This is a genomic window from Kitasatospora sp. NPDC004723 (assembly GCF_040609255.1).
Classification (GTDB): domain Bacteria; phylum Actinomycetota; class Actinomycetes; order Streptomycetales; family Streptomycetaceae; genus Kitasatospora.
On the sequence record NZ_JBEXJT010000017.1, the window covers coordinates 63,632 to 89,456 of the forward strand.

Below are 25,825 nucleotides of genomic sequence, written 5' to 3' on the forward strand. Positions count from 1 at the left end.
ACCCCCCGGGGGTACGGTGGACCGGTTCCGCGATCCCGTGACGCCCCGGAGGCGGTCGTGCCGTACTACCCCGACGGTTCGCCCTACGTGTACGACGACCTGTGGCCCGAGCTGGTGAACGTCGGCTGGCTGGACGACTCCCACCCGTACCGGCGCGGCGACGTCCCCGTCGAGCTGGTGGACGGCCTGCTGCGGCTGGCGGCCGACCCGGTGAACGTCACGCGCGGCGTGCACACGTGCCCGTTCTGCGGCGGGTCCTACCTGACGGTGGAGAACCCGCACGCCACCTCCGGTTCGACGCTGCTGGGCAGCGCCGAGATCCACGTCCGAGGGGCCGGCGGCGGCGGTTTCGCGGCGCCGACCCTGATGATCCACTACGTCCTCGACCACGGCTACGCCCCGCCGCCCCCGTTCCAGCAGGCCGTGCTCAGGGGACCGGGCCGAGGAGGTGGAGCGCCGCCGGGACGGCGGTGACCTCGATCGGCAGGTGGGCCATGAACTCGCCGTCGGCGTAGGAGGTGATGCCCGGGGAGCTGAGGCGCAGCGACGGGGTGCGGTAGGTCGTCACCTCCGGGTGGTGGATGTGGGTGCCCTTCAGCAGGGTCGGGAAGAAGCGGGCGATGCGGCGGCGCGGCATGGCGTCGACGAGGGTGACGTCGAGCAGGCCGTCGGCGGGGTCGGCGCCGGGGCAGACGAGCATGCCGCCGCCGTAGCTGCTGGTATTGCCGACGGCGGCGAGGGTCAGGTCGCGGCGGATCTCGGTGCCGTCGGCGAGGGTGATCCGGAACGGCAGGGGGCGCAGGTTGGCGAACTCGACGGCGATGGCGAGGTGGTAGCGCATCCGGCCGCGCGGCCAGCGCAGCCGGTTGGTGCGGTCGCTGACCAGGGAGTCGAAGCCGCTCGCGAGCACGGAGCCGAACCAGCGGGTGGTGCCGTCGGCGGCGGTGATCCGGCCGAGGTCGACGGGGCGGGTGCGGCCGGCGGCGATGACGTCGGCGGCGGCCTCGGGGGCGTTGCGGGGCAGGCCGTGGGCGCGGGCGTGGTCGTTGCCGGTGCCGGCCGGTACGACGCCGAGGGGGGTGGTGGTGCCGGCGACGGCCTGGAGGCCGAGGTTGATCATGCCGTCGCCGCCGACCACGACCAGGGCGTCGCAGTCCTCCGAGGCGGCGGCGGCCCGGGCGAGGGCCAGGGAGTCGGCGGCGGAGGCGCCCGCCCGGGCGTCCACGGTGATGCCGTGGGCGCGCAGGCGGGCGGTGGCGCGGCGGGCCGCCGGTTCGGCGTGGCCGGCGGCCGCTGCGGGGTTGGTGAGGAGAACGACGCGGGCGATGGTTCTCCGGTCGGTCATGGGATCAGCTTGCCCGGGTTGAGGATGCCGGCCGGGTCGAGCTCGGCCTTGACGGCGCGCAGGATGCGCACGCCCAGCTCGCCGACCTCGGCCGCCATCCAGGGGCGGTGGTCGGTGCCGACGGCGTGGTGGTGGGTGATGGTGCCGCCGGAGCGGACGATCGCGTCGCCGGCGGCCTGCTTGGCGGCGGCCCAGCGCTCCAGCGGCTGCTCACCGAGCGCGGCGACCACGGTGAAGTAGAGGGAGGCGCCGGTCGGGTAGACGTGCGAGATGTGGCACAGCACCAGCGAACCGGGCAGGGCCTCGGTCAGCGCGGCGGTGACGGCGAACCGCAGCGCCGGCAGCTGCTGCCAGCTGGTGGCGGTCTCCAGCGTCTCGCACAGCGCGCCCGCGTCGAGCAGCGCGTCGCGCAGGTACGGGGCGTTGAACCGGCCGTGCTCCCAGGCCCGGCCGGGCGCCTCGCCCAGCGAGCTGCCGCCGGCGGCGAGCAGGGCTGCGCGGGTGAGCTGGTGGCGGGCGGCGACCTGCTCGGCGGTGCCCTCGAAGACGGTGACGGCCAGGCAGCCGCTCACCGCGGGCTCGCCGCCGATCTTCTCGGTCATGGCGAGGTTGACCATGGTCTCGGCCTCGTCGGAGAGCCGGATCACGGTCGGTCCGGTGTCCTGCTGCTCGACGGCGCGCAGCGCGGCGGTGCCGGTGGTGAAGTCGGGGAACGACCAGGCCTCGTACGCCTTGACGGCGGGCAGGGCGTGCACCCGCACCCGCACGGCGGTGATCACGCCGAGGGTGCCCTCCGAGCCGAGGAAGAGCTCGCGCAGGTCGGGCCCGGCGGCGGAGGCCGGGGCGCGGCCGAGGTCCAGCACGCCCGCGGGGGTGACGACGCGCAGCCCGCGCACCATCTCGTCGAACCGTCCGTGGCCGGCCGAGTTCTGCCCGGAGGAGCGGGTGGCCGCGAAGCCGCCGATGGTGGCGTAGCGGAAGCTCTGCGGGTAGTGGCCGAGCTCGAAGCCGCGCTCGGCGAGCAGGGCCTCGGCGGCCGGGCCGGTGAGGCCGGCGCCCAGCAGCGCCTCGCCGGAGGTCTCGTCGAGGTCGAGCAGCTGGTCGAGGCGGCGCAGGTCGAGCGAGACGACGGCGGCGAAGGCGCCGCGCTCCGGGGCGAGCCCGCCGACGACGCTCGTCCCGCCGCCGAACGGCACGACGGCGATGCGGCGTTCGGCGCAGACGGCGAGCAGCGCGGCGATCTCGTCCTCGTCGCCGGGCAGCACGACGGCGTCGGGTGCGTCCTGCGGCTCGCGGGAGCGGCGGCGCAGCAGGTCGGGGGTGGACTTGCCGCCGGCCCGGGGGAGGCGGTCGGCGTCGGCGGTGCTGAGGTGGGACTCGCCGACGGCGGCGGCGAGCGCCGCGAGGTCGTCGGGGGTGAGGGCGGAGGGCCGCAGCACGACCTCCGAGGCGTCGGGCCCGGGGGCGGCGTCGCCGGTCACGCCGAGGGCGGCCGCGAGCAGGCCCTTGACGTCGGCGGACAGCTCCTTGGCGAGGGCCGGGTCGCCCCAGGCGTCCCACTTCATCGGGGGGAGCGGCAGGGCGGCCGCACCGGCCGGCGCCGCTTGCTTCTCGGGGGTCATGCGTTACAGTTTTACACATCATGTCAAGTAGTAACGAGCACCATCGCGAGCGCGGCACCGATGACGCGATCCTCGACGCCGCCGCCGACCTGATCGTCCAATTCGGCGTGGGCCGCACCCAGTTGGCCGAGATCGCGCGCCGCGCCGGGGTGAGCCGGCCGACCGTCTACCGGCGCTGGCCGGACGTACGGGCGGTGATCGGCGCGCTGCTCACCCGCGAGATCGCGGCCACCCGGGACGCCGTCCGGCTCACCGGCACCGACCGGGCCGCGTTTGTCGACGGGGTCGTCGAGGTGGCCGTCCGGCTGCGCGACCACCCGGTGCTCGGCGCGCTGCTGCGCTCCGCCGACTCCGACACGCTCTTCGAGTACGTGGTCGACCGCCTGGGCGCCAGCCAGCGCGGGCTGCTGGAGGCACTGCGGGCCGGCATCGCCCAGGGCCAGCGGCACGGCTCGATCCGGGCCGGCGAGCCGGTCGAACTCGCCGCGATGGTGCTGCTGATCGCCCAGTCCACCGTCCAGTCGCACCGGATGGTGGCACCGCTGCTGTCGGAGGCGGCCTGGCGGCGCGAACTCGCCCGCGCCCTCGACGGCTACCTCGCGCCGTAGCCTCGCGACCGCCGGCGGACCGACCGCCGGAAGATCGACCGTCAGTACGCCGACCATCAGCAGACCGACCGCCACGGAGGCCGCAGATGACCACCACCGCCGGGCCCTTCGCCGGGACCACCCGACTCACCGCCCGCCGCCGGGAGATGGACCTCGACGCGCTCGCCGCCGGGCCGGCGATCGACCTGCTGGTGATCGGCGGCGGCGTGACCGGCGCGGGCGTCGCCCTGGACGCGGCCGCGCGCGGGCTCTGCGTGGCCCTGGTCGAGGCGCGCGACCTCGCGTTCGGCACCAGCCGGTGGAGTTCCAAGCTCGTCCACGGCGGTCTGCGCTACCTCGCCTCCGGCCGGATCGGCGTGGCCCGGGAGAGCGCCGTCGAGCGCGGCGTGCTGATGACCCGCACCGCCCCGCACCTGATCCGGCCGCTGCCCCAACTCGTCCCGCTGCTCGACGGGTTGATGAAGCCGGGGCAGGCCGCCCTGGTCCGCGCGGGCTTCCACGCGGGCGACGCGCTGCGGCTGAGCGCCGGCACCCCGGGCCGGCTGCTGCCGCGGGTGCGCAAGGTGGACGCCGGACGGGCCCGCGCCCTGGTGCCGGGCCTGCGCGGTGCCGGGCTGTCCGGCGCGCTGGTCGCGCACGACGGCCAACTCGTCGACGACGCACGGCTGGTGGTGGCGCTGGCCCGGACGGCGGCGCAGTACGGGGTGTCCGTGCTGACCCGGGTGCGCGCCGAGCAGGTGACCGGCACCGGCGCCCGGCTCACCGACACCCTGACCGGCGAATCGTTCCGCCTCGACGCCCGCGCCGTCGTCAACGCGACCGGCGTCTGGGCGGGCGAGGTGGACCCGTCCATCCGGCTGCGCCCCAGCCGGGGCACCCACCTGCTGGTCGACGCGGCCGCGCTCGGCCGGCCCACCGCCGCGCTCACCGTGCCCGTCCCCGGCTCCACCAGCCGTTTCGTCTTCGCCCTGCCGCAGCAGCTCGGCCGGGTGGCGATCGGCCTCACCGACGAGGACGCGCCCGGCCCGATCCCCGACGAGCCGCAGCCCACCGCAGCCGAGCTGGACTTCCTGCTCGACACCGTCAACGCCGCCCTGGAGACCGCCCTGACCGGGGACGACGTGCTCGGCGCCTACGCCGGACTGCGGCCGCTGATCGACACCGGCGACGGCGCCACCGCCGACCTCTCCCGCCGGCACGCCGTGCTGGAGTCCCCGGACGGGGTGATCACCGTGGTCGGCGGCAAGCTCACCACCTACCGCCGGATGGCCGAGGACGCCGTGGACACCGCCGTCCGGCTGCGCGGCCTGCCCGCCCGCGCCTGCTGGACGGCCCGCCTGCCGCTGGTCGGCGCGCCGGACCACCGCGACAGCCGCCCGCTGCCGGAGGGGGGCGAGGCCGCGGCCTCGCTGCTCGCCCGGCACGGCGGCGCGGCGCGCGAGGTGCTGGCGGCGGGGGAGGAGTCGCTGGGCGCGGGCCACGGCGCGCCGGTCGCCGAGGGGATCGACGTCAGCCGCGCCGAGATCGCCTACGCGCTCACCCACGAGGGCGCGCTGGACGCCGAGGACGTCCTGCACCGGCGCACCCGGATCGGCCTCGTCCCGGCGGACGCCGAGCGGGCGCGCGCGGCCGTCGAGGAGATCGTGGCGCAGACGGGCTGAGCCCTCAGCGTTCGGTCCGCTCCGCCATCGGGTGCACGGCCCCGCTCAGCTCCAGCGAACAGCGCAGCGGCCGCTCGGCCACGCCGGTCCGCTCCAGCCGCACGGCCAGCGGCTGCGCCGGCTCCTCGGGCAGCCCGGGCAGCTGGGCGGCGAGCGTGAGCGGATACACCCCGTGACCGTGCACCCGGTGGAAGGCCACTTCCTTGCCGTCCACCAGCACCTCGGTCTCGGTGATCCAGCCGGACCGGACGTTGACCGTGACGGAGTGGCCGCCCCGGTCGAGGTGAAAGCTGTGCCGCTGACGCATGGGGGACCTCCCGGCGGATCCGGTGGAGACATGGTCAGTTTAGAACTCATCCGCCAAAGCACGTAAAAGCACGACGAAGGTAATGATCTTGCCATGTTCGCGCGCTGTGCGGTGGTTCTTTCCGGGGCGAAGGTCTGCAACGAGGTCCTGGCGGACTCCTCGGCCTTCGCCACGTCCTGGGACTGGTGCGGTCAGGACGTCCTCAACGTCGTCGAGGAGGCCTACGAAGAGGTCACCCCACGCCAGAGCCGAGCCGGCTGCGGGCCTCCCCGGATCCACCGGGGAGGCCCGTACTCATGCGACGAGCGCCAGGCCGACCGGCTGGGTCGTGCGGTCGGTGCTCTTGGCGGACGGACGGTAGTTTTTCTGAGTTCCTGTAACCAGGCCGGCCGACCCGTCTGACAGTGTGTCGTTCGGCCCCTTCTCCGTTCGAATGGTGCTGAACAGGACGGCAGGGAGAGTTCGTGATGGATGCCCGACGAGTGTGGATCGCGACTCGCTTGGCGATAGCGGTCCCCGTTCTCGGTCTGGTGGTGGCGGTGGCGCTTGCGGTCGAGCCGCTTCTGGCCGAGGAGGGCGACCGGTGTTCGGGCCAGGAGGCTCGCCTGGCCGCGCTTGACAAGCTGGATGCCTTTGCTGTGAAGCCGAGCGGATCGGAAGAGGTGAAGGAATCGGCGAATGCGGCCGAGTGCGTTGGCGACGGTTCCGCGGATTCCTGGCTGTCCAGCAGTCGCGTGTATACGTATGGCGGAAGTCAAAAGGAGTTGATCGGATTCTATAAGAGGGAGCTTGCCGGGTTGGGCTGGGGAGGAGAAGGGCCGGATCCCAGGCCGGGGGACGTGCGGACGTGTTTCACGCGGAGGTCCGAACTGGGATGGGAGACACTGACGATAACGTTCAGGCCGGGGGAGGCTGACGCAACCTTCCGGACCACCGCCGAGGCTGCCGTGGACGGTGCGAAGATCGGGTGCTGACCTGCCCCGAACCCGCCCCACCACCCGGGTGTCGCGGCAACGGGCAGCTGGCGCGGACCGAGCACTTCAGGTGGGGGACTCCGAAGCCCCGCAAGACGCCGAAGTCCACGAAGCGGCACAACAGGAAGAGGTGATCATGTCCGCTGTCCAGCACTCGGTGGGGCTGTTGAGTGAGGCCTTGGAACGCCACGCGTCCGTCATGGCCGGAACCGATCCGGATCCGGTGGACGCGGTGGCCGCCGGGGAGGCGGTGCGCGCGGCCGCCCGGGCCTATGCCATGGCGGTGATGGAGCACAACGGGTGGGGACACCCGTTCAACGACCTCTTCGCCACGGACGAGGACGGCGAACCGGACGGGGACGGCGAACCGGACGGGGACGGCGAACCGGAGGAGGCGGAACCGGTCGACCCCGACACGGTTCGGCTGAGCGTCGAAGGGCGCTGGGACTTCTACGTCGAGGACCCGGCCGCCTGGTCGGCCTTCGTCGAGGCCAGGATGGCAGAACTGGGCCTGGCCGACTGCGCCCCCGACCTCGGGGATCCCGCGTACGCCTTCGGCCAGGTCGTCGCCCACGACGACTTCACCCGACGGTTCACCGCACACGGGCTCCGCGATGCCGGCAACGACGTCTTCTCCGGAAGGATCGAACGGACCCTCGTGGAGGAGGACCGGGACTAGGAAGGATCCGTAGCAGTACGGAGCAGTGACAGCAGGGCCCGCCGATCCGGCGGGCCCTGCCTGTCTTCCGGCGGCGTGTCCCGGCGGTTGTCGGGTGACGGATGCTCGTGATCTCTACAGTGCTGTAGATTCGTTGGCAGGGAGAGCGACCGAGGAGGGCAATCGTGGGAGTTTCGCTGGCCAAGGGCGGCAACGTCTCGCTGACCAAGGAGGCGCCGGGGCTGACGGCGGTCATCGTCGGGCTCGGATGGGACGTGCGCACCACCACCGGCGCCGACTACGACCTGGACGCCAGCGCGCTGCTCTGCAACGCGCACGGCAAGGTGGTCTCGGACCAGCACTTCGTCTTCTTCAACAACCTGCGCAGCCCCGAGGGTTCGGTCGAGCACAGCGGCGACAACCTGACCGGTGGCGGGGACGGCGACGACGAGCAGATCAAGGTCGACCTGGACGCCGTCCCGGCGCAGGTGGCCAAGGTGGTCTTCCCGGTGTCGATCTACGACGCGGACGCCCGGTTCCAGAACTTCGGCCAGGTGCGCAACGCGTTCATCCGGATCGTCAACCAGGCCAACGGGCAGGAGATCGCCCGCTACGACCTCACCGAGGACGCCTCCACCGAGACCGCGATGGTCTTCGGCGAGCTCTACCGCAACGGCGCCGAGTGGAAGTTCCGCGCGATCGGCCAGGGTTACGCCTCCGGCCTGCGCGGCATCGCCACCGACTACGGCGTGAACGTCTGACCCGACGGGGGAACGGCGGTCCACCGGGCGGTCGACCGAGCGGGTCCACGCCCGGTGGCCGGCCGGTGGTTCGCGGCGTTGCGGCCTACCGTCCCAGCGCCAGGCCGCCGAACCCGCCCGTGGCGCCCAGCTGTCGGCTCCACCAGGCGACCATGCCCGGCTCGTCGATCGCCGACCAGTCCGGCGCCTCGCTGACCTGCGCCCGCCCGAGCCGGCGGCTGAGGTCCACCAGCGCGCGCCCGGCCGCGCCGCGTTCGCGGTCGTAGCCGGGCAGCAGCTCGGCCCAGTGGTCGGCCGCCCGCCAGGCGTCCTCGAAGGCGCAGGCGTCCTGGAGCGCCTTGGCCGCGCCGCTGGTGGTGTGCGGGCGCACGAGCGTCGCGGCGTCGCCGGCGAGCAGCAGCCGGCCGGCGGTGCGCCGCGGGGTCTCCAGGTCGTGGATCGGCTGGAGCAGGATCCGCGCGACCGGGGTCAGGTTGACGACGCCCGCCCAGTACGGCGGAAGGACGCGCTCGGCGAGTTCGGCCAGTTCGTCGTGGCGGGCGGTGTCGAGCGTGCCGACCGGGAAGCCGAGCGGGTCGGAGTCCTCGTCGGCGCGCCGCAGCCAGGCGGGCGCGGGGGCGTAGAAGACCCAGTTCACCAGGGTGGAGCCGGGGTCCAGCCCAGGGATGCGGTAGAGGACGACCTGGCCGCCGGGGTAGCAGGCGGTGATCACCTCCTGCTCCGGCCAGCGGGCCGCGCCGCCCGGGAGGGTGTCGAGCAGCCGGGCGTCGAAGCTGCCCCGCCAGGCGACGTACCCGGCGTACTCCGAGCGGGCCTCGGGGCAGACGGCGGTGCGCACCACCGACCGGTGGCCGTCGGCGCCGACCACCAGGTCGTGCTCCTCACGCCCGCCGGCCGCCGTCTCCACCCAGGCGGGCCCGGCGCCGTCGGAGCCGCCGACCGCCGTGACGGCCGTGCTCGGGCGGAACTCGACGCTCTCCGGGGTGCGTTCGCGCAGACCCTGCCAGAGCACGCCCCAGTGGTAGGAGTGCATCGCCATCGGCTGCACCCACAGCGCCCGCCCGCGCGGCGAGCCCTCGCCGTCCCTGGCCACCCAGTGCCGGGCGGTGACGGGGTGGTGGCGGATGCCGTCGTCGATGTGGCCGGCCCGGACGAGTTCCCGGTAGCGGTCCAGCAGGATGCACAGGCCCACCCCGCGGTCCTCCAGGTGGCCCGGGCTGCGTTCCAGGACGGTGACCCGCTTGGCGCCGCCCCGGGCCGCCGCCCGCGCGAGCGCGCACCCCGCGATGCTGCCGCCGACCACCGCCACCGATCCACCCCGCACGGCCGTCCCCCTTCCTCGCCGGAGTCCCGCTGACCCCGTCCGTCGCCCCTCCGACGATACGACGTGAACTGATGATCCGTCAGTGGAAGTCCCGGGGCGGGGCCCGTCGGTGTTCCCCGGGTCACTTATGCAACTGGTTGCATAGGCGGATCCGCGTCCCCTACCGTGTGGTAACAACCCCGGGGCCGCCGCCCCCGTCCGCCCCAGGAGACGCCCCGATGACGACGACCGCCAGCACCCCGGCGCCCTACCCCCACCTGCTGCGCCCGCTCGACCTCGGGTTCACCACCCTCCCCAACCGGGTGATCATGGGCTCCATGCACGTCGGCCTGGAGGAGGCCCCCGGCGGCTTCCACCGGATGGCCGCCTTCTACGCCGAACGCGCCCGCGGCGGCGTCGGCCTCATCGTCACCGGCGGCATCGCCCCCAACGAGGCCGGCCGCCCCTGGGACGGCGGCGCCAAGCTCACCACCGAGCAGGAGGCCGACGAGCACCGCGTCGTCACCGACGCCGTGCACGCCGCCGGCGGCCGGATCGCCCTGCAGATCCTGCACTTCGGCCGCTACGCCTACCACCCCGGCCTGGTCGCCCCCAGCGCCGTCCAGGCGCCGATCAGCCCGTTCCCGCCGCGCGCCCTCACCGCGGACGAGGTCGAGCGGACCATCGACGACTTCGTCCGCTGCGCCGCGCTAGCCCGGCGCGCCGGCTACGACGGCGTCGAGATCATGGGCTCCGAGGGCTACCTGATCAACGAGTTCACCGCCGCCGCCACCAACCACCGCGAGGACGAGTGGGGCGGCCCGTACGAGAACCGGATGCGCTTCCCGGTCGAGATCGTCCGCCGGGTCCGCGAGCGGGTCGGCCCCGACTTCATCCTGATCTACCGGCTCTCCATGCTCGACCTCGTCCCCGGCGGCTCCACCCTCGACGAGGTGATCCGCCTCGCCCGGGCCGTCGAGCAGGCCGGCGCCACCGTCATCAACACCGGCGTCGGCTGGCACGAGGCCCGCATCCCCACCATCGCCACCTCGGTGCCGCGCGGCGCCTACGCCTGGGTGACCAAGCGGGTGATGGGCTCGGTCTCCGTCCCGCTGGTCACCACCAACCGCATCAACACCCCCGAGCTGGCCGAGCAGCTGCTCGCCGACGGCTACGCCGACCTGGTCTCGCTCGCCCGCCCGCTGCTCGCCGACCCCGACTTCGTCGCCAAGGCCGCCGAGGGCCGCCCGGAGGCCGTCAACACCTGCATCGGCTGCAACCAGGCCTGCCTCGACCACACCTTCAGCGGCCGGATCACCTCCTGCCTGGTCAACCCGCGCGCCTGCCACGAGACCGAACTCGTCCTCGCCCCCACCCGGCGCGCCCGGCGGATCGGCGTCGTCGGCGCCGGGCCGGCCGGACTCGCCTGCGCCGTCACCGCCGCCGAACGCGGCCACCGGGTCACCCTGTTCGACGCGGCCGACACCATCGGCGGCCAGCTCGACATCGCCCGCCGCATCCCCGGCAAGGAGGAGTTCGCCGAGACCCTGCGCTACTACCGCCACCGGCTCGACGCCCTCGGCGTGGAACTGCGGCTCGGCGCACGGGTGGAGGCGGGCCCGCTCGCCGCCGAGGGCTTCGACGAGGTGGTGCTCGCCACCGGCGTCACCCCGCGCACCCCCGACCCCGCCGACCTGCCCGGCGTCGACCACCCCAGCGTGCTCGGCTACCTCGACGTGCTGCGCGACGGCGCCGCCGTCGGCGAGCGGGTGGCGATCCTCGGCGCGGGCGGCATCGGCTTCGACGTCGCCGAGTACCTCACCGACGCGGGCGACGCGCCGAGCCTCGACCCGGCCGTGCACCGCCGCCACTGGGGCGTCGACGCGGACTACCGCGAGCGCGGCGGCCTCGCCCGCCCCGAGCGCCCCGCGTCGCCGCGCCGCGTCCACCTGCTGCAGCGCAGGACCGGCAAGGTCGGCGCCGGGCTCGGCAAGACCACCGGCTGGATCCACCGCACCGAGCTCAAGCACCGCGGCGTCACCATGGTCGCCGGCGCGGACTACCGGCGGATCGACGACGCCGGCCTGCACCTCACCCTGGACGGCGAGCCGCAGCTGCTGCCCGTCGACACCGTCGTGCTCTGCACCGGCCAGGAGCCGCGCCGCGACCTGGACGCCGCACTGCGCGCCCTCGGCGTCACCCCGCACCTGATCGGCGGCGCCGACGAGGCGGCGGAACTCGACGCCAAGCGCGCCATCAAGCAGGGCACCGAACTCGCCGCCGCGCTCTGATCGCGAACCCCGCGCCCTGATCGCGAACCCCGCGCCCTGAGCGCCCCCCGCCCCGCGTGCGGCAGCGGCCCCCAAGATCGGCACCCCTAGGATCGGTGCCATGTCGCTGCCGCACGCCATCCTCACCGCCCTGCTGGAGAAGCCGTCCTCCGGTCTGGAGCTGACCCGGCGGTTCGACAAGTCGATCGGCTTCTTCTGGTCCGCCACCCACCAGCAGATCTACCGCGAACTCGGCCGGCTGGAGTCCTCCGGCCTGATCCGGGCGCTCCCGCAGGCCGGGCCGGTGCGCGGGCAGAAGAAGGAGTACGAGGTGCTGCCCGCCGGCCGCGCCGAACTGGAGCGGTGGACGGCCGCCGCCGACGACCCCCGGCCGGTCCGCGACCCGCTGCTGCTGCGGCTGCGCGCCGCCGCGGTGGTCGGCACGTCCGGTCTGGACGTCGAGCTGCGCCGTCATCTCGCCCTGCACCGGGAGCGGTTGGCCCACTACGAGGAGATCGAGCGGCGCGACTTCCCGGCGGGGGAGCGGCGCGACGGCGACCCGCTGCAGCACGCCGTGCTGCGCGCCGGGATCGGCCTGGAGACCTTCTGGGTGCAGTGGCTCGCGGAGACCGTCACCACCCTTCCGCCGACCCCCGAGGACACGGTCTGACCTGCGGCGATTCCGGTCGGACGGGCGAGTCCCGGTGGCCGGTGGGACACTGGACGCCTGTCCCTGTCCGACCTCATCGATCGGGGGCCGCATGTCTCTCCCGAGGCCTCTCCTCGCCCTCACCGCCGCGGCCGTCACCACCGTGCTCACCCTCGGCACCGCCCAGCTCGCCGCCGGATCGGTACCGGCCGCGCCCGTGACCACCGTCCGCGCCGCCACCGGGCCGCCCACCGACGACCAGCTCAGGTCCGCCCTGCTGACCGCCACCGAGCTGGGCCCCGACTTCACCGAGGTCCCCACCGACCCCGGATCCACCCCCGACCCCGGTTCCTCGCCCGAGCCGGAGGCCGAACCCGAACCCGGCGCCGGTGCCTCACCGGTGACCGGCTGCGACGCGCTGCGCGCCCTGCTGAACCGCACCGGCGCCCACAGCCCGTCCCGGACCCCGCACCAGGAAGTCGAGTTCGACGGCCCCGACGGCAACCCGATGGTCACCGAGTCGCTCACCGCCGAGGAACCCGAGCGCCTGACCGCCGACTTCGCCACCGCGACCGCCGCGTTCGCCGACTGCCGGAGCCTCACCTTCACTGACAGCACCGGCGAGGCCGTGACCTTCACCGTCACCCCGCTCACCCTCGGCGACCGCAAGGAGGCCCCGGCCGTCCGCCTCGACGGCACCTTCGCCGGCGTCCGGCTCAACGGCTTCCTCGGCATCGAACGCCTCGGCGGCGTCGCCCTCGCCTTCGGCTTCTTCCAGCGCGACTCCGGTGACGCCCGGCTCGCCTCGCTCTACTACCGCGCCGCCGTCGCCAAGGCCGAACGCACCCTGGGCGTCCAGGCCGGCTCCACCGCCGCCCCGGGCGCGCACGTCTGACGGCGTCCGGGCGTCCCCGGCCGCCGGTCTCACGAACCGCCGCAGTTCGTCCCAAAACCGTTCGAGCTCCATCGAATTCGGACGGGGTAATGTCCGGGCGGCGCCACGAACCGGTCAGAGCCGCGCAACGCGCCCTACGCGTCCGACCGTCGCGGCTACGGTGGGCTCACGGCCGCCCGGGGCCGCAGGGAGCGGTGGGGGACGTGGCCGGGACGTCGCCGAACCCCGCCGGGAGGCCGACGGAAGGGACCGGATTGCTGCGTATCCACTTCACCCACGACGACCTGACCAGGGTCCGGATCGCGCGGGCACCCGACCCGCTCGCCGAGACGGTCCTGAGCCTGTCGCTGGTCCAGACCCGCGACGTGGGAGGAGTGGCGCTGGAGGGGTGGCGCAGCCGGACCCGCGAACGCCTGCGTCCCCACCTGGGGCCGCTGTTCGAGCTGGCGACGCCCGCCGGCGCGGCGGAGGCGCCGGAGGCGTTCCTGCACGCCGCCACCGACAGCCTGCCGGACAGCCTGGACCACACCTGGTCGCTGTCGCGCCGGCGGTGGGCGGCGGACCTGAAGGTCCTGGAGTACCTGCGGCCGAGGACGCCCCGCTGGGTGCGGGAGCTGCACGGCGGCTCCCGGGAGTGGCGCGCCGTGGTGGACCGCAGGCTGCGCGACTACCACGCCTTCGCGGTCGCCCCGTACTGGTCGCAGCTGCTGGCCGCCGCCCACACCGAGCGGACGCTGCGGGCGCTGGCCACGGTGGACGCCGGACTGGACGGCCTGCTCGGCTCGCTGCACCCCGAGATCCGCTGGGCGTCACCGGTGCTGACGGTGCCCTGCCCGCTGGACGCCGATATCCGGCTGCGGGGGAGCGGCATCCTGGTCGTGCCCACCTTCTTCTGGCCGGAGCCGCTGGTCATGACCGACAACCGCGGCCCGGAGCACCCGCTGGTGCTGCACTACCCGCTGGCCCGCGACCTCGCCACCTACCGGACCGTCTGGGCCGCCGCCGCGGAGGAGCCGGCCGGCGCACTGGTCGCCCTGCTCGGCGCGACCCGCGCCCGCACCCTGCGAGCGGCGGCCGACCCGGCCGGCACCGCCGAACTCGCCCGCCGGACCGGCACCTCCGCCGCCACCGCCAGCCACCACGCCGGCGTCCTGCGCGCCGCGGGCCTGCTCACCACCGAACGCTCCGGCCCCGGCGTCCGCCACACCCTCACCCCCCTCGGCCAGGCCCTCCTCGACGACCGCCCACCCCGTCCCTGACCCCCGGCCCCCGATCCGGCCCTCGTCCTTCCCCGCCGCCCGTGTTAGCGTGCGGCGACGGGCGAGGGACGACTGGGGTGGTGGAGGTGAGCGACGAGAGCCTCGGCACCCCTGACCTCGGCAAACCCGTTCACCAGCCGGGCGATCCGACGCCCGTGGCCGACCCCCCGCACGGGCCGGTTCGCGGCTGCCTGTACGCGATCGGCGCGTTCCTGCTGGACGCGGTCATCGAGGTGGTCGGCGGCACGCTGCTCGCGCTGCTGACCACCGGCTCCCTGGCCGCCGCCTTCGTGCTCGCCGAACTCGCCCACCGCCTGAGCCCCGTGTTCGCCTACGCCCTGGGCGCCCTCGCCGTACTGGTGGCCGTGCTCGGCGTGCGGCAGCTGCGCCGCCCCAAGGAGCGGCGAGGCCGCTTCGGCCGGATCCTCGCCGCCGTGACCGCCGGCCTCGGCGTCTGGCTGCTGCTCTGCGTCTTCTACGCCTCGCTGCGCGAAGCCCTCGGCCTGGCCTCCTTCTGAACCCGCTTCCGAACGCCCCGGAGGCGCCGTTCACGACGCCGAGGCGATCCGGTCAGCGCGTGTGCAGCGCCAGGCCGCTCGCGCCCGGCCGCCCGACGCCCTCCCGCAGCCGCATGTCCCGCCCGTAGTCGCCGCCGTCCAGCCGCCGGAACGGCACCGGCCGCTCCGTGAACAGCCCGTCCAGCCGCCGCCCGTACGCCTCCGCGACGGCCGCGAACCCCTCCTCCGCCAGGCCCACCGTCCCGTACGCGGCGAACGGCTCCAGCGCCGCCACCTGGACACCCTGGCCTGCGCCCGCCACCCCCGCCGGTGCCCACGCCTCGGGTCGGCCCGGTGCTGCGGCGGATGTTGGACGCGCTGGGCGCGGGCTTGCCCGCGCTCGTCATCGACCACCGCCTCGACGTGGTGGCCTGGAATCCGCTGGGCGCCGAACTCCTCGGCGGCGTGGGGGACGAGGCCCGCCGCGACCGCAACCAGGCCCGCTTCCTGTTCAGGGACGCCGCCTCCCGCACCGTCTTCCCCGACTGGGCGCAGCGCGCCGCCGAGGCGGCCGCCAGCTCAGGGCGGCGTCGGGCACCTGGCCGGACGATGTCGAGCTGACCGCGCTGACCACCGAACTCTCCTCCACTGGCGCGGAGTTCCGACGGATCTGGGACTCCGGGGAGGTGGTGATGTGCACGGCGGGCTGCAAGCGCCTGCACCACGTGCTCACCGGCACCCTCACCCCGGACTTCGAGGCCCTGCACGTGCCGAACGCTCCGGGCGAGACGGGCCTCGTCCTGCATGTCTTCTCCCCGGGTGAGGACGCCGGCGCGGCCGACGCCCTCACCCCGTCAGGGTCAGGCCGGTCCGGTCAGCCGAGGCGGCGGCGCCGGCGGCTGAAAGCGACGGAGAGGCCGCCGAGGATCAGCAGGGCGCCGCTGACCGCCGTCGTGGTGAGCGCGGTGGAACCGGTGCTCGCGAGAGCTCCCGACGCCTGCGCGGCCACCGGGGCCACCGGGGCGGGCGAGGCTGAGGGGCCCGGGGCCGCCGGAGCCGTGGTCGACGCGCTGGGGGCGGGGATGCCGGGCGTCTGGCCGGCATCGGTCGGCGTGGCCGTGGGGATCGGCGTGGGGGTCGGCGTCGAGGTGGCCGTCGAGGTCGGCGTGGGCGACGGGGTGCTCGCCACCGTCGCGGTGTGGTCGGTGGCGCAGGCCTTCTCGGTGTCGCAGGTGCCGCGCTTGGTGTCCGGCGTGGTGACGGCGCTGTCCAACTGCTTGTCGCCGTTGCCGTTGACGGTCACGGAGTACGTGACGGTCGCGCTGCCGCCCTGCGGCAGGTCGCCGGTCCAGGTCAGCTTGCCGTCCTTGACCTCGGCGGTGCCGGAGGTGGCCTTGACGTCGTCGTTGTAGGCGGCGTCGTCGAGCACCTTTGACAGGTCGTCGGTCACGGTCGCGCCCTTGACCTCGCCCGTGCCCTTCTGAGCGACGGTCACGGTGTAGGTGACCTTGTCGCCCGTCTTCACCGTCGAACCCGACGCGGGGTCGGCCGTCTTGGAGAAGACGTACGAGCCCTCCTCGTAGGTGTACTTCGCGGCGGCGGCGGTGCCGCCCGGGGTGGTGACGGTGACGTCGACGGCCCCGGCCGTGCTCCCGGCGGGAGCGGTGGCGGTGATCTGCGTGTCGCTGTCCACGGTGAACGAGGTGGCTGCCGCGGCACCGAAGTTCACGGCGGAGGTCCCGGTCAGGTTGGTGCCGGTGAGCACGACGGCGTTGCCACCGGTCAGCGGGCCGTGGTCGGGCGCGAGGCCCGTCACCACCGGAGCTGGGGTGTCGTAGGTGTACTTCGCGGCGGCGGCGGTGCCGCCCGGGGTGGTGACGGTGACGTCGACGGCCCCGGCCGTGCTCCCGGCGGGAGCGGTGGCGGTGATCTGCGTGTCGCTGTCCACGGTGAACGAGGTGGCTGCCGCGGCACCGAAGTTCACGGCGGAGGCCCCGGTCAGGTTGGTGCCGGTGAGCACGACGGTGCTGCCGCCGGCCAGCGGGCCGTGGCCGGGCGCGAGGCCCGTCACCACCGGAGCCGGGGCCTGGACCCGCGTGCTGAGGGAGTCCTTCCCCACCGGCTGCAGGGCGTCGTTGAAGGCGTCGACGCCCGTGGTGACGGTCCCGCCCGCCGTCGGCACGACGGTGAGGGTGATCGACACCGGAGCGACCAGGTTGGCGAGGTGCCAGCACTCGCCGGACGATCCGGCGGTGAAGTCACAGCTCCAGAAGTTGCTCGAGGTGGTCGCGGACGTCACCGTGGCGGCTGCGCCGGACAGCGCGATCTTGAGGTACGTGGAGTTGGCGCGGGAGTTCGGATTGGTGTTGGGGACGTCGAGGGTGACGGTGTAGCCGGTGTTCGCCGGCACGGGCCCGGCCGGGCCGGCTATCTGCACCACGGAGTCGGCGTGAGCGGGGCTCGCGCCGGCCAGCAGACCGAACGTGGTGACCGCCGTGGCCAGGAGGGCCGCGGGGGCCCGCCTGCCGGGACGGGCCGACGTCGCGGCGAGGGGGGAACGAGACATGGATGCCCTTCGTCAGGGGGTGGGCCGCGCCAGGACGGGCGATCGCGGTCCGGCGCGGCGGAGCACTCGGCTGCCGGTGGGAGCACGGAACCGGCGGAGTGGCCTGTGGCCGACGGTGATCCTCGCACACCGTCCACAAACGGACTCCCATTTCCTCGGATTCCAGTAGGAAAAGTTGATCTAACGCCTTATCGGTGCACGCCGGTCTCCCCGACCGGTTCACGCCACCCGGCTCCGGGCCGGCCCTCGCGCCGGTCGCCGACCGCGATCCGCGTCGCGAACTCCTACGACGGGCGGTCGGGCCCGAGGCGCCGCAGGGCCCGGGGGTGTGGCCTCTGTGACCGACGAGGCGAGGGGAAGCAAAGGTTCCATTTGTGAAGCCCCTTCACATCGGCTTGTTCTGCCGCTGTGGCCGTCCAGAACCGGACGTTAGCGTCGCTGCTCCAACCCTCGACCGGAACGGATCACGGCATGACCTCTCCGAGCTCCCCCGCACAGGACCCGCAGGCCGCGGCGACGGACCTCTACGTCTTCGGCTACGCGCTGATCATGATGGAGCTGACCCGCCGGCTGCAGACGAACACCGAGCAGGTGAACGCGACGCAGGCGCCGGTCAACCAGTTCTGCCAGCACACCACGCTGCCCACGCCGGAGTCGAAGGACGTGGTCCGGCCGAACGTCGACACCCTCTACACCCAGGCCTGGCTGGACCTCTCCGCCGAGCCGATCGTGCTGGAGGTGCCGGTGATGGACGAGGGCCGCTACTGGCTCATGCAGCTGATGGACGCCTGGTCGAACACCGTCGCCGACCCGAGCAGCATCGACCCGGTCGCCGCCCCGGTCCTCGACCAGGCGCAGGACGCCGAGGTCTACGCCTACGCGCTGACCGGACCCGACTGGAAGGGCGAACTCGCCGAGGGCCTCCAGCAGCTCCCGATGCCGACGAACACCGTGTGGCTGATCGGGCGCATCGAGCTCGACAACGACAGCGACCAGGAGGTCCAGACCGTCGTCGGCTACCAGGATCAGATGCGCCTGCTGCCGCTGAGCGCGTGGCCCGACAGCGGCGGCTACGTGCCGCCGAGCGGCAGCTACGACCCGGACCTGAGCACCGACCCGCCCTCCGAGCTGATCACCCGGCTCAGCGGGCCCGAGTTCTTCGACGAGCTCTCCGCCCTGCTGAACCGCACGCCGCTCAACCCGCCGGACGACCGGACGTCCGCCCTCCTCGCCGAGCTGGGCGTCCACCCCTACGACCAGGACCGGCTGCCGGGCCGCGAGGTCCTGGACCTCGCCAAGGCCGAGGGCCTGGAACTCATCAAGCACCACCAGGGCCCCACGCCGGTCAACGGCTGGACGTTCTTCACCACCGGCATCGGCACCTACGGCACCGACTACCTGCAGCGCGCCTACGTCGCCACGATCGGGCTCGGCGCCAACCTCCCCAAGGACGCCCTCTACCCCACGGCCAGCGCGTCCGCCAGTGACGAGTCCGGGACGCAGATCGCCTACACCCTCACCTTCCCCGCCGGCCAGCTGCCGCCTGTCGACGCCTTCTGGTCGCTGACCGCGTACGACGCCGACAGCTACCTCGTCGCCAACGACGCCGGCATCTACGCCGTCGGCCACTTCGCCGTGCCGCAGACCGGCCCGGACGGCGCCACCACCCTCTACATCCAGGCCGCGCCGCCCGCCGACACCGACCTGCAGAGCGCCAACTGGCTCCCCATCCCCGCCAGCGGCAAGTTCACCGTCACCCTGCGCCTCTACGCCCCGGTCACCGGCGACATCCCCGCCGACTGGCCGCCGGCCCTCACCGTGGCCGACAACCCGGCCTGACGCACGCCGGGCAAGCCGGACCGAACCCCCGCCCGGGGCACCCGCGGACCCGCGGGTGCCCCGGGCGGCGTTCCCGCGGTCCGCCCGCTCATTGCACCGAGAGGTCCAGCAGTTCCAGGAACGCGGCCGCGGCCGGGTGGGGGTTCTCCCGGCCCCAGACCACGTACTCGGCGCGGGCGGGCGCGTCCGTCACCTCGACCGTGACCATGCCGGTCGTCAGGCCCGCGACGTACGAGGGCGGCAGCAGGGCCACGCCCAGGCCCGCGCCGACCAGCCGTGCCAGGTAGTCGGCGTTGGTCACCTCGAAGGCGACCTCGCGGGTGAGGCCGGCGGCGGCGAAGGCCAGATCGGACTGGGCCCGGCCGGCGGTCTTCGCCGGGAGGTCCACGAACACCTCCGGGGCCAGCCGCCGCAGGTCCACCGACCTCTCCCCGGCGAGCGGGTGGTCCGGGGCGACCACGGCGACCAGCCGCTCCCGCGCCAGTTCCCGCGCCATCACACCCCGGGGGCGGGCGGTGACGGGGATGCCGAGGAAGGCCACCTCGATCGCGCCCTGCCGGACCTGCTCGACGAGGTCGTCGCTCGCGCCCACGCTCAGGCTCACCCGGACCTTCGGGTGGCGCCGGTGGAACTCCCCGAGCACGGCGGGGATGTCCACGGCGGCGACGGAGGGGATCAGCCCCACCGTGAGCCGTCCGCGCACCTCCCCGAGGGACGCGGCGACCTCGGCGGCGGCCCGTTCCGCCGCGTCCAGGCACTGCCGGGCGGCCGGCAGGAAGGCCGCGCCCGCCGGGGTCAGCCGGACCCGGCGGCTGGTGCGCTCGAACAGCCGCGCGCCCAACTCCTTCTCCAGGCGGGCGATCTGGTGGCTGAGCGCGGACTGCACCACCAGGCAGCGCTGGGCGGCCCTGGTGAAGCTGTTCGTCTCGGCCACGGCGACGACGTACCGCATCTGCTGGAGCTCCATCGATCCATCGTGATACGCGATGCGTCGGGTGACAAGCATGTGTTGGACTCATTGATCCGCCCGGCGCGAGACTGGTGCCCTTCCCCTCAACTCCCGTCCCCGGGGCGCGCTTGCGTGCGCCCGTGCAGCCGAGAGGAGCGTCACGTGAACGGCACCGGGCACAACACCCCGAAGGACACCGCGTGGGCCTGACGACCGCGCCCACCGTCGCCCTGACCGCCCTGGCGCCGGCGGTCTGGGGCAGCACCTACCTGGTGACCACCGAACTCCTGCCCCCGGACCGGCCGTTGCTGGCCACCACCGTCCGGGCCCTGCCCGGCGGCCTCTTCCTCCTGGCCCTCGGCGGCCGGTCGCCGTCCGGCCGCCGACTGCCCGCCGGCGTCTGGTGGTGGCGCGCCCTGGTGCTGGGCGTGCTGAACATCGGCGCCTTCAACCTGCTGCTCTTCGTCGCCGCGTACCGACTGCCGGGCGGTGTCGCCGCCGTGATCCTCTCCGCGCAGCCGATGTTCGTCGTGGTCCTCGCCGCCGCCGTCCTCGGCGAGCCGGTCACCGCCCGGCGCGCGCTGGCCTGCGCCCTGGGCGCCGGGGGAGTGGCGCTGCTCGTCCTCAAGGGCGCGGTCCCGCTCGACGGCACCGGCGTGCTCGCCGCCGTCGGCGGGGCGCTGTGCATGGCCGCGGGCCTCACCCTGACCAAACGGTGGGGCCGCCCGGACGGCGTCGGCCTGCTCACCTTCACCGGGTGGCAACTCACCGCGGGCGGCGTGGTCCTGCTGCCGTGCTGGCTGTCGCTGGAGCCCCTTCCCGAGCGACTGACCGGCTCCAACGTCCTCGGTTTTGGGTACCTCGCCGGTCTGGGCGCCGTCCTGAGCTACCTGCTCTGGTTCCGGGGCCTGGCCCGTCTGCCGGTGGTGACGGTCTCCTTCCTGGCGCTCGCCAGCCCGGTGACGGCGGCGCTGCTGGGCTACCTCGTCAAGGACCAGACGCTGTCCGCGCTCCAACTCCTCGGCATCGCCGCCGTCTTCCTGGCGATCGCGATCGTGCTCGGCCGGCCCCACTCGGCCCCGCCGTCCGGTCGTCGGTCCCTGCCATGATGGCGCGATGGCACACGAAGATCGACAGAACGTCAGTTCCGGCTCCCCGCTGGAGCCGGAGATCGGATTCTCCCGCGCCGTGCGCAAGGGCGCGCACGTGGCCGTCGCCGGAACGGCGCCGATCGGGGACGACGGCGGCACGGTCGGGGTGGGCGACGTGTACGCCCAGACCGTCCGCTGCCTGGACATCGCCGAGGCGGCGCTGAAGGCGGCGGGCGCCGGGCCGGCCGACGTCGTCCGGACGCGGATCATGCTCACCGACGTGACCGCCTGGCGCGAGGCCGCCCGCGCCCACGGCGAGCGCTTCGCCGCCGTCCGCCCGGTCACCACGTTCGTGGAGGTGTCCCGCTTCATCGACCCCGAGTGGCTCGTCGAGATCGAGGTCGACGCGATCCTCGACCACGCATGCCCGGAGGCGAACTGACGGTCAGTCGGGCAGGGCGGGCGGGGTGAGCGCCTCGAAGGCGGCGGCGCCCCGCTCGTTCAGCAGCGCGAGCACGGCCTCGCGCACATGGCGGGCCATCTCGACGGACCGGTCGAACAGCCACTGCGTCTGCAGGCCGTCCATCAGCGCGGTGAGCCGGACGGCGGCGTCCCCGGGGTCGGTGCCGGCCCGCAGGTGGCCGGCCTCGCCGGCCTCGCGCAGGGCGTGGGCGGTGCCGCGCCGGATGCGCTCGTAGCGCTCGGCGAAGTAGGCGTGGGCGGGGTGCTCGGGGTCGGACGCCTCGCCGGAGAGCCGGACGAACAGCTCGATGAGCCCGGGGGTGAGTTCGTTGTGCCCGGCGAGGTCGACGATCCCGCGCAGCACGCCGAGGCCGCCGCCGAGCCGGGTGTAGGGCTGGAAGCGCTCCCGGTCGAGCCGGTCGCGGTCCTCCAGGACGGCTTGCAGCAGCGCGTCCTTGTCGGGGAAGTAGCGCAGCAGACCGGCCCGGGAGATGTCGCACGCGGCGGCGAGGTCGAGGATCGTCACGGCCCGGAATCCGCGCTGCGCGAAGTGCTCGGCGGCGCTGTGGATGATCGCGGCGCGCCGGGCGCGTCCCTTGGCGTACCCGCCGGCCGTGGCGGTCCCGGCTCGGGCCCCGGCGCGGGCCCCGGCTCCTGAGGTGGTCATGGGGGAACGGTAGCAGGGTTGCTTGACAGAAAGCTACACGTGTGTAGCAATTGGCCCCACGCCGCGACCCCCGCAATCGCGGCCGGTTCCGCCCCGCCGTCGTGGCCGGCCTCCAAGGAGCTCCCCCATGCTCGAATCCCCGCCCCTGCCCGCGGCGACCCCCGCGCCGCAGGCACCGCACGGCTTCGTCCGAAGACTGGCCCTCGGCCAGTTCGGCATGTACCTGGCCGTGCTCGCCCCCGTCATGGGAGGTCTGTCGGTCAAGATCCAGGACCTCGTGGGCCTGGACGACGCCCCCGCCCAGCTCGGGCTGGTGAGCGGCACCGGCGCCCTGTTCGCGCTGGTCGCCCAGCCTCTCGCCGGCCGCCTCTCCGACCGCTGCGCCTCCCGGTTCGGCATGCGCCGCCCCTTCATCGTCGGCGGCATCTCCGTCATGGCCCTGGCCCTGGTGGCCTGCGCCCTCGCCCCCAACGTCCCGCTGCTGCTGGTCGCCTGGTGCGCCGCCCAGGGCGCTGCCAACGTCGCCTTCGCCGCCGCCGGAGCGACCGTCGCCGACCACGTGCCCGAGGCCAGGCGCGGCAGCGTGTCCGGCATTGTCGGCGCGGTCACCCCGATCGGCATCATGATCGGCTCGGTCCTGCTCTCCGTGCTGCCCGGCGACCTCCTGCGCTTCGCCGTGCCGGCCGCCATCGCCGTCGTCCTCGGCTTCTGGTTCGCCGCCCGGCTGCCCGACCGCGTCCGCACCGCCCCGCCGGACGAGCCGCTCAACCTGCGCAGCCTGCTGCTCTCCTTCGTCTTCGACCCGCGCAAGCACCCGGACTTCGGCTGGGCCTGGCTGAGCAAGTTCCTCATCATGCTCGGTTACGGCGCCCTCGCCGGCTATCTGACGCTCTTCCTGGCGGCCGAGTTCGGCATGGACGACACCGACGAGCAGCTGCGCTTCAACGCCCTGGCCAACGGCCTGAGCGTGGCCACCCTGGTCGTCGCCAGCGTCGTCGGCGGCACCGTCTCCGACCGCGTCGGCCGCCGCAAGCCCTTCGTGATGGGCGGCGGCCTGGTGATGGCGGCCGTGCTCGCCGTGGTGACCGTCACGCCGTACCTGGGCGACGCCGGCCTCGGCACCCTGCTCGTCCTCGAAGCGGTGCTCGGCATCGGCGCCGGCATGTTCTTCGCCGTCGACAACGCCCTCGCCATCAGCCTGCTGCCCAGTCAGGACGACACGGCCAAGGACCTGGGCGTGCTCAACATCGCCAACACCCTGCCGGCCTCGCTCTCGCCGTTCCTGGCCGGCGTGGTCGTCATCCCGGTCGGCAACGCCCTGCTCGGCGGCGCCGGCTACTCGCTCTGGTTCGGCCTCGCCGCCGTGTTCTGCCTGGCCGGCGCGCTGCTGGTGACCAGGATCAGAAGCGCCGTCTGACCCTCCCGACTCCCCGCCCCCCTGCACCACCGAGAAAGGCCCCCGTCATGAGCACCGAAGCCCGCTTCCCGTACCAGGACCCGACGCTCTCCGTCGACCAGCGCGTCGAGGACCTGCTGAGCCGCCTGCCGCTGGAGGACAAGGTCGGCCTGATGTTCCACCCGCTGGGCCACACCGCCGCCCTCGACGAGCCCGGCCTCTTCGGCATGCCGTCCATGGCGAAGCTCCTGGAGCGGCGCATCAACCACTTCAACATCCTCTGGGCGAGCAGCGCGCGGGACCTGGCGGCCTGGCACAACACCCTCCAGCGCACCGTCCTGGAGCGGCCACTGGGCATCCCGGTCACCATCTCCAGCGACCCGCGCCACTCCTTCACCGACAACCCCGCCACCGCCCTGATGGCCGGCCCGTTCTCGCAGTGGCCCGAGCCGCTGGGCTTCGCCGCCGTCGGCTCGCCCGAACTGGTCGAGCGCTGGGCCGACACGGTGCGCCGCGAGTACCTGGCCGTCGGCATCCGGGTCGCCCTGCACCCGCAGATCGACCTCGCCACCGAGCCCCGCTGGGCCCGCATCAGCACCACCTTCGGCGAGGACGCCGAGCTCACCTCCAAGCTCGCCGTCGCCTACGTGCGCGGACTCCAGGGCGAGGAGGTCGGCACGGAGTCGGTCTCCGCGATGGCCAAGCACTTCCCCGGCGGCGGCCCGCAGCTGAACGGCGAGGACCCGCACTTCGCGTACGGCCGCGAGCAGGTCTACCCGGGCGACCACTTCGACTACCACCTCGCGCCGTTCAAGGCCGTCATCGACGCCGGCGTCGCCCAGATGATGCCCTACTACGGCATGCCGGTCGGCACCGAGTACGAGGAGGTCGGCTTCGGCTTCAACCGGGGGATCATCACCGGCCTGCTGCGCGAGCGGCTCGGCTACGACGGCATCGTCTGCACCGACTGGGCCATCCTCGGCGACAAGTTCTGGGGCGTCGAGGAGCTGACCTACGAGGAGCGCATGCTCAAGTCCCTGGACGCCGGGGTGGACCAGTTCGGCGGCGAGTGCCGTCCGCAGGTGCTGGTCGACCTGGTCACGGCCGGGAAGGTGACCGAGCAGCGTCTCGACGACTCGGCGCGCCGACTGCTGCGCGAGAAGTTCCGGCTCGGCCTGTTCGACCGGCCGTACCTGGACGAGGACGCCGCCGACCTGCTGGTCGGCTCCGCCGGGGCGCGCGCCGAGGGCCTCGCCGCCCAGGCGGCCGCGTTCGTCCTGCTGGCCAACGCGGACGCCGGCCCGGCCCGGTTGCCGCTCGCCCCGGGCGGCGCGCTGAAGGTGTACGCGGAGGGACTGTCCGCCGAGGTCCTGGGTGACCGGGCGGCCCTGGTCGCGACGCCGGAGGAGGCGGACGTGGCCGTGCTGCGGCTGGCGGCGCCGTTCGAGCCGCGCGGGGAGGCGGGAACCGTCGAGTCCTTCTTCCGCGCGGGCTCGCTGGACTTCCCGGCCGAGGAGGTCGAGCGCGTGCGGCGGATCTGCGCCACCGTGCCGACGGTCGTGGACGTGTACCTGGACCGTCCGGCGATCCTGACCGGGATCGCGGGCCACGCCGCCGCGCTGACGGTCAACTTCGGCGCGGAGGAGCAGGCCTTCGTGCGGGTCCTGTTCGGGGAGGAGCGCCCGCAGGGCTCGCTGCCGTTCGACCTGCCGTCCTCGATGGCGGCCGTGGAGGCCAGCCGCCCGGACGTCCCGTTCGACACCGCCGACCCGCTGTTCCGCTTCGGCCACGGCCTGCGCTACGACGCCTGACACCCCTGCCCCACTCCACCCCACCCCGCCCCGCCCCACCCCGCGCCCCGCACCGGCCCCCCCGGTGCGGGGCGCGCCCCTTTCCCCTCGGGGCACGGGCCGCTGCCCTCCCGACGGCCCGCCCCGCAACGCCTCCACCGGTCCCTCCTGTGCGGCGGGTGGGGCCCGTGGGGCAGGATCGTCCGGTCGGGTCCGATCGGGTGGGTGCGAAGGAGGTACGGGGTGCGGCGGTGCG

The 25,825-nt window shown here is 74.1% G+C and carries 24 protein-coding genes and 1 pseudogene; 17 read left to right on the forward strand and 8 right to left on the reverse strand.

Features of this window, described 5'->3' with window-relative positions; genetic code table 11:
• Positions 1 to 57 precede the first annotated feature (57 nt).
• Positions 58 to 474: a hypothetical protein gene (locus ABZW10_RS18620; RefSeq protein ID WP_355366509.1), complete on the forward strand. Its 417-nt coding sequence runs from the start codon at positions 58 to 60 to the stop codon at positions 472 to 474.
• On the opposite strand, the gene ABZW10_RS18625 is transcribed toward ABZW10_RS18620, so the two are convergent.
• Both ABZW10_RS18625 and ABZW10_RS18630 read right to left on the reverse strand, forming a co-directional pair.
• On the reverse strand, positions 428 to 1,345 hold the full coding sequence (locus ABZW10_RS18625) for a diacylglycerol kinase (RefSeq protein ID WP_355366512.1): 918 nt from the start codon (positions 1,343 to 1,345) through the stop codon (positions 428 to 430). The genes ABZW10_RS18620 and ABZW10_RS18625 overlap by 47 nt on opposite strands.
• Positions 1,342 to 2,910 carry an FAD-binding oxidoreductase gene (locus ABZW10_RS18630; RefSeq protein WP_355366747.1) on the reverse strand — a complete coding sequence of 523 codons (1,569 nt, stop codon included), beginning with the start codon at positions 2,908 to 2,910 and terminating at the stop codon, positions 1,342 to 1,344. The genes ABZW10_RS18625 and ABZW10_RS18630 overlap by 4 nt, the downstream gene beginning before the upstream one ends.
• Before the next feature lie 77 nt (positions 2,911 to 2,987).
• Between ABZW10_RS18630 and ABZW10_RS18635 the strand changes: the two genes are divergently transcribed.
• The gene (locus ABZW10_RS18635) at positions 2,988 to 3,575 is read left to right on the forward strand and encodes a TetR family transcriptional regulator (RefSeq protein ID WP_355366515.1); all 588 of its coding nucleotides are present in this window, start codon (positions 2,988 to 2,990) and stop codon (positions 3,573 to 3,575) included.
• 86 nt (positions 3,576 to 3,661) lie between these two features.
• On the forward strand, positions 3,662 to 5,236 hold the full coding sequence (locus tag ABZW10_RS18640) for a glycerol-3-phosphate dehydrogenase/oxidase (RefSeq protein ID WP_355366518.1): 1,575 nt from the start codon (positions 3,662 to 3,664) through the stop codon (positions 5,234 to 5,236).
• A 4-nt stretch (positions 5,237 to 5,240) separates the two neighbouring features.
• Here the strand turns inward: ABZW10_RS18640 and ABZW10_RS18645 are convergent, their stop codons facing one another.
• A complete protein-coding gene (locus tag ABZW10_RS18645) occupies positions 5,241 to 5,543 on the reverse strand; it encodes a hypothetical protein (protein WP_355366521.1) in 303 nt (100 codons plus the stop codon).
• A gap of 464 nt (positions 5,544 to 6,007) precedes the next feature.
• Here ABZW10_RS18645 and ABZW10_RS18650 point away from each other — a divergent pair, with 464 nt between their 5' ends.
• From ABZW10_RS18650 to ABZW10_RS18660, 3 genes are all read left to right on the forward strand, one after another.
• Positions 6,008 to 6,517, forward strand: a complete 510-nt coding sequence (locus ABZW10_RS18650) for a hypothetical protein (protein ID WP_355366524.1) — start codon at positions 6,008 to 6,010, stop codon at positions 6,515 to 6,517.
• Between the two features lie 136 nt (positions 6,518 to 6,653).
• Positions 6,654 to 7,196 (forward strand): hypothetical protein, encoded by a 543-nt coding sequence (locus ABZW10_RS18655; RefSeq protein ID WP_355366527.1) that lies wholly within the window; start codon positions 6,654 to 6,656, stop codon positions 7,194 to 7,196.
• A 164-nt stretch (positions 7,197 to 7,360) separates the two neighbouring features.
• Positions 7,361 to 7,936, forward strand: coding sequence for a TerD family protein (locus tag ABZW10_RS18660; RefSeq protein ID WP_355366530.1), 576 nt, complete (start codon positions 7,361 to 7,363; stop codon positions 7,934 to 7,936).
• Between the two features lie 85 nt (positions 7,937 to 8,021).
• Here ABZW10_RS18660 and ABZW10_RS18665 read toward each other — a convergent pair whose 3' ends face one another.
• Positions 8,022 to 9,260, reverse strand: a complete 1,239-nt coding sequence (locus ABZW10_RS18665) for an FAD-dependent monooxygenase (protein ID WP_355366533.1) — start codon at positions 9,258 to 9,260, stop codon at positions 8,022 to 8,024.
• 218 nt (positions 9,261 to 9,478) lie between these two features.
• Between ABZW10_RS18665 and ABZW10_RS18670 the strand changes: the two genes are divergently transcribed.
• From ABZW10_RS18670 to ABZW10_RS18690, 5 genes are all read left to right on the forward strand, one after another.
• On the forward strand, positions 9,479 to 11,530 hold the full coding sequence (locus ABZW10_RS18670; protein WP_355366536.1) for an NADPH-dependent 2,4-dienoyl-CoA reductase: 2,052 nt from the start codon (positions 9,479 to 9,481) through the stop codon (positions 11,528 to 11,530).
• A gap of 100 nt (positions 11,531 to 11,630) precedes the next feature.
• Positions 11,631 to 12,179, forward strand: a complete 549-nt coding sequence (locus ABZW10_RS18675) for a PadR family transcriptional regulator (RefSeq protein WP_355366539.1) — start codon at positions 11,631 to 11,633, stop codon at positions 12,177 to 12,179.
• A gap of 91 nt (positions 12,180 to 12,270) precedes the next feature.
• Entirely contained in the window at positions 12,271 to 13,053 is a 783-nt protein-coding gene (locus tag ABZW10_RS18680; RefSeq protein ID WP_355366542.1) for a hypothetical protein, read from the forward strand.
• A gap of 254 nt (positions 13,054 to 13,307) precedes the next feature.
• Entirely contained in the window at positions 13,308 to 14,312 is a 1,005-nt protein-coding gene (locus ABZW10_RS18685; RefSeq protein WP_355366545.1) for a winged helix-turn-helix domain-containing protein, read from the forward strand.
• Positions 14,313 to 14,398: 86 nt separating this feature from the next.
• Entirely contained in the window at positions 14,399 to 14,830 is a 432-nt protein-coding gene (locus ABZW10_RS18690) for a hypothetical protein (protein ID WP_355366547.1), read from the forward strand.
• Between the two features lie 52 nt (positions 14,831 to 14,882).
• Here the strand turns inward: ABZW10_RS18690 and ABZW10_RS18695 are convergent, their stop codons facing one another.
• Complete coding sequence (locus ABZW10_RS18695) at positions 14,883 to 15,104, reverse strand: hypothetical protein (protein WP_355366550.1); 222 nt, start codon at positions 15,102 to 15,104, stop codon at positions 14,883 to 14,885.
• A 71-nt stretch (positions 15,105 to 15,175) separates the two neighbouring features.
• Here ABZW10_RS18695 and ABZW10_RS18700 point away from each other — a divergent pair.
• A pseudogene (locus ABZW10_RS18700) lies at positions 15,176 to 15,588 on the forward strand (XRE family transcriptional regulator); the annotation flags it as partial.
• Positions 15,589 to 15,683: 95 nt separating this feature from the next.
• Here ABZW10_RS18700 and ABZW10_RS18705 read toward each other — a convergent pair.
• Positions 15,684 to 17,375: an IPT/TIG domain-containing protein gene (locus ABZW10_RS18705; RefSeq protein ID WP_355366553.1), complete on the reverse strand. Its 1,692-nt coding sequence runs from the start codon at positions 17,373 to 17,375 to the stop codon at positions 15,684 to 15,686.
• 471 nt (positions 17,376 to 17,846) lie between these two features.
• Between ABZW10_RS18705 and ABZW10_RS18710 the strand changes: the two genes are divergently transcribed.
• Positions 17,847 to 19,214 (forward strand): DUF1254 domain-containing protein, encoded by a 1,368-nt coding sequence (locus ABZW10_RS18710; RefSeq protein ID WP_355366556.1) that lies wholly within the window; start codon positions 17,847 to 17,849, stop codon positions 19,212 to 19,214.
• Between the two features lie 88 nt (positions 19,215 to 19,302).
• On the opposite strand, the gene ABZW10_RS18715 is transcribed toward ABZW10_RS18710, so the two are convergent.
• On the reverse strand, positions 19,303 to 20,181 hold the full coding sequence (locus tag ABZW10_RS18715; protein WP_355366559.1) for a LysR family transcriptional regulator: 879 nt from the start codon (positions 20,179 to 20,181) through the stop codon (positions 19,303 to 19,305).
• Positions 20,182 to 20,369: 188 nt separating this feature from the next.
• On the opposite strand from ABZW10_RS18715, the gene ABZW10_RS18720 reads away from it, so the two are divergent.
• Positions 20,370 to 21,272: an EamA family transporter gene (locus ABZW10_RS18720; protein ID WP_355366750.1), complete on the forward strand. Its 903-nt coding sequence runs from the start codon at positions 20,370 to 20,372 to the stop codon at positions 21,270 to 21,272.
• Between the two features lie 7 nt (positions 21,273 to 21,279).
• A complete protein-coding gene (locus tag ABZW10_RS18725) occupies positions 21,280 to 21,696 on the forward strand; it encodes a Rid family hydrolase (protein ID WP_355366562.1) in 417 nt (138 codons plus the stop codon).
• A gap of 3 nt (positions 21,697 to 21,699) precedes the next feature.
• On the opposite strand, the gene ABZW10_RS18730 is transcribed toward ABZW10_RS18725, so the two are convergent.
• Positions 21,700 to 22,383 (reverse strand): TetR/AcrR family transcriptional regulator, encoded by a 684-nt coding sequence (locus ABZW10_RS18730; protein WP_355366565.1) that lies wholly within the window; start codon positions 22,381 to 22,383, stop codon positions 21,700 to 21,702.
• A gap of 127 nt (positions 22,384 to 22,510) precedes the next feature.
• Between ABZW10_RS18730 and ABZW10_RS18735 the strand changes: the two genes are divergently transcribed.
• Positions 22,511 to 23,800, forward strand: a complete 1,290-nt coding sequence (locus ABZW10_RS18735) for an MFS transporter (RefSeq protein WP_355366568.1) — start codon at positions 22,511 to 22,513, stop codon at positions 23,798 to 23,800.
• Positions 23,801 to 23,847: 47 nt separating this feature from the next.
• Positions 23,848 to 25,590 (forward strand): glycoside hydrolase family 3 N-terminal domain-containing protein, encoded by a 1,743-nt coding sequence (locus tag ABZW10_RS18740; protein ID WP_355366571.1) that lies wholly within the window; start codon positions 23,848 to 23,850, stop codon positions 25,588 to 25,590.
• Positions 25,591 to 25,825: the final 235 nt, after the last annotated feature.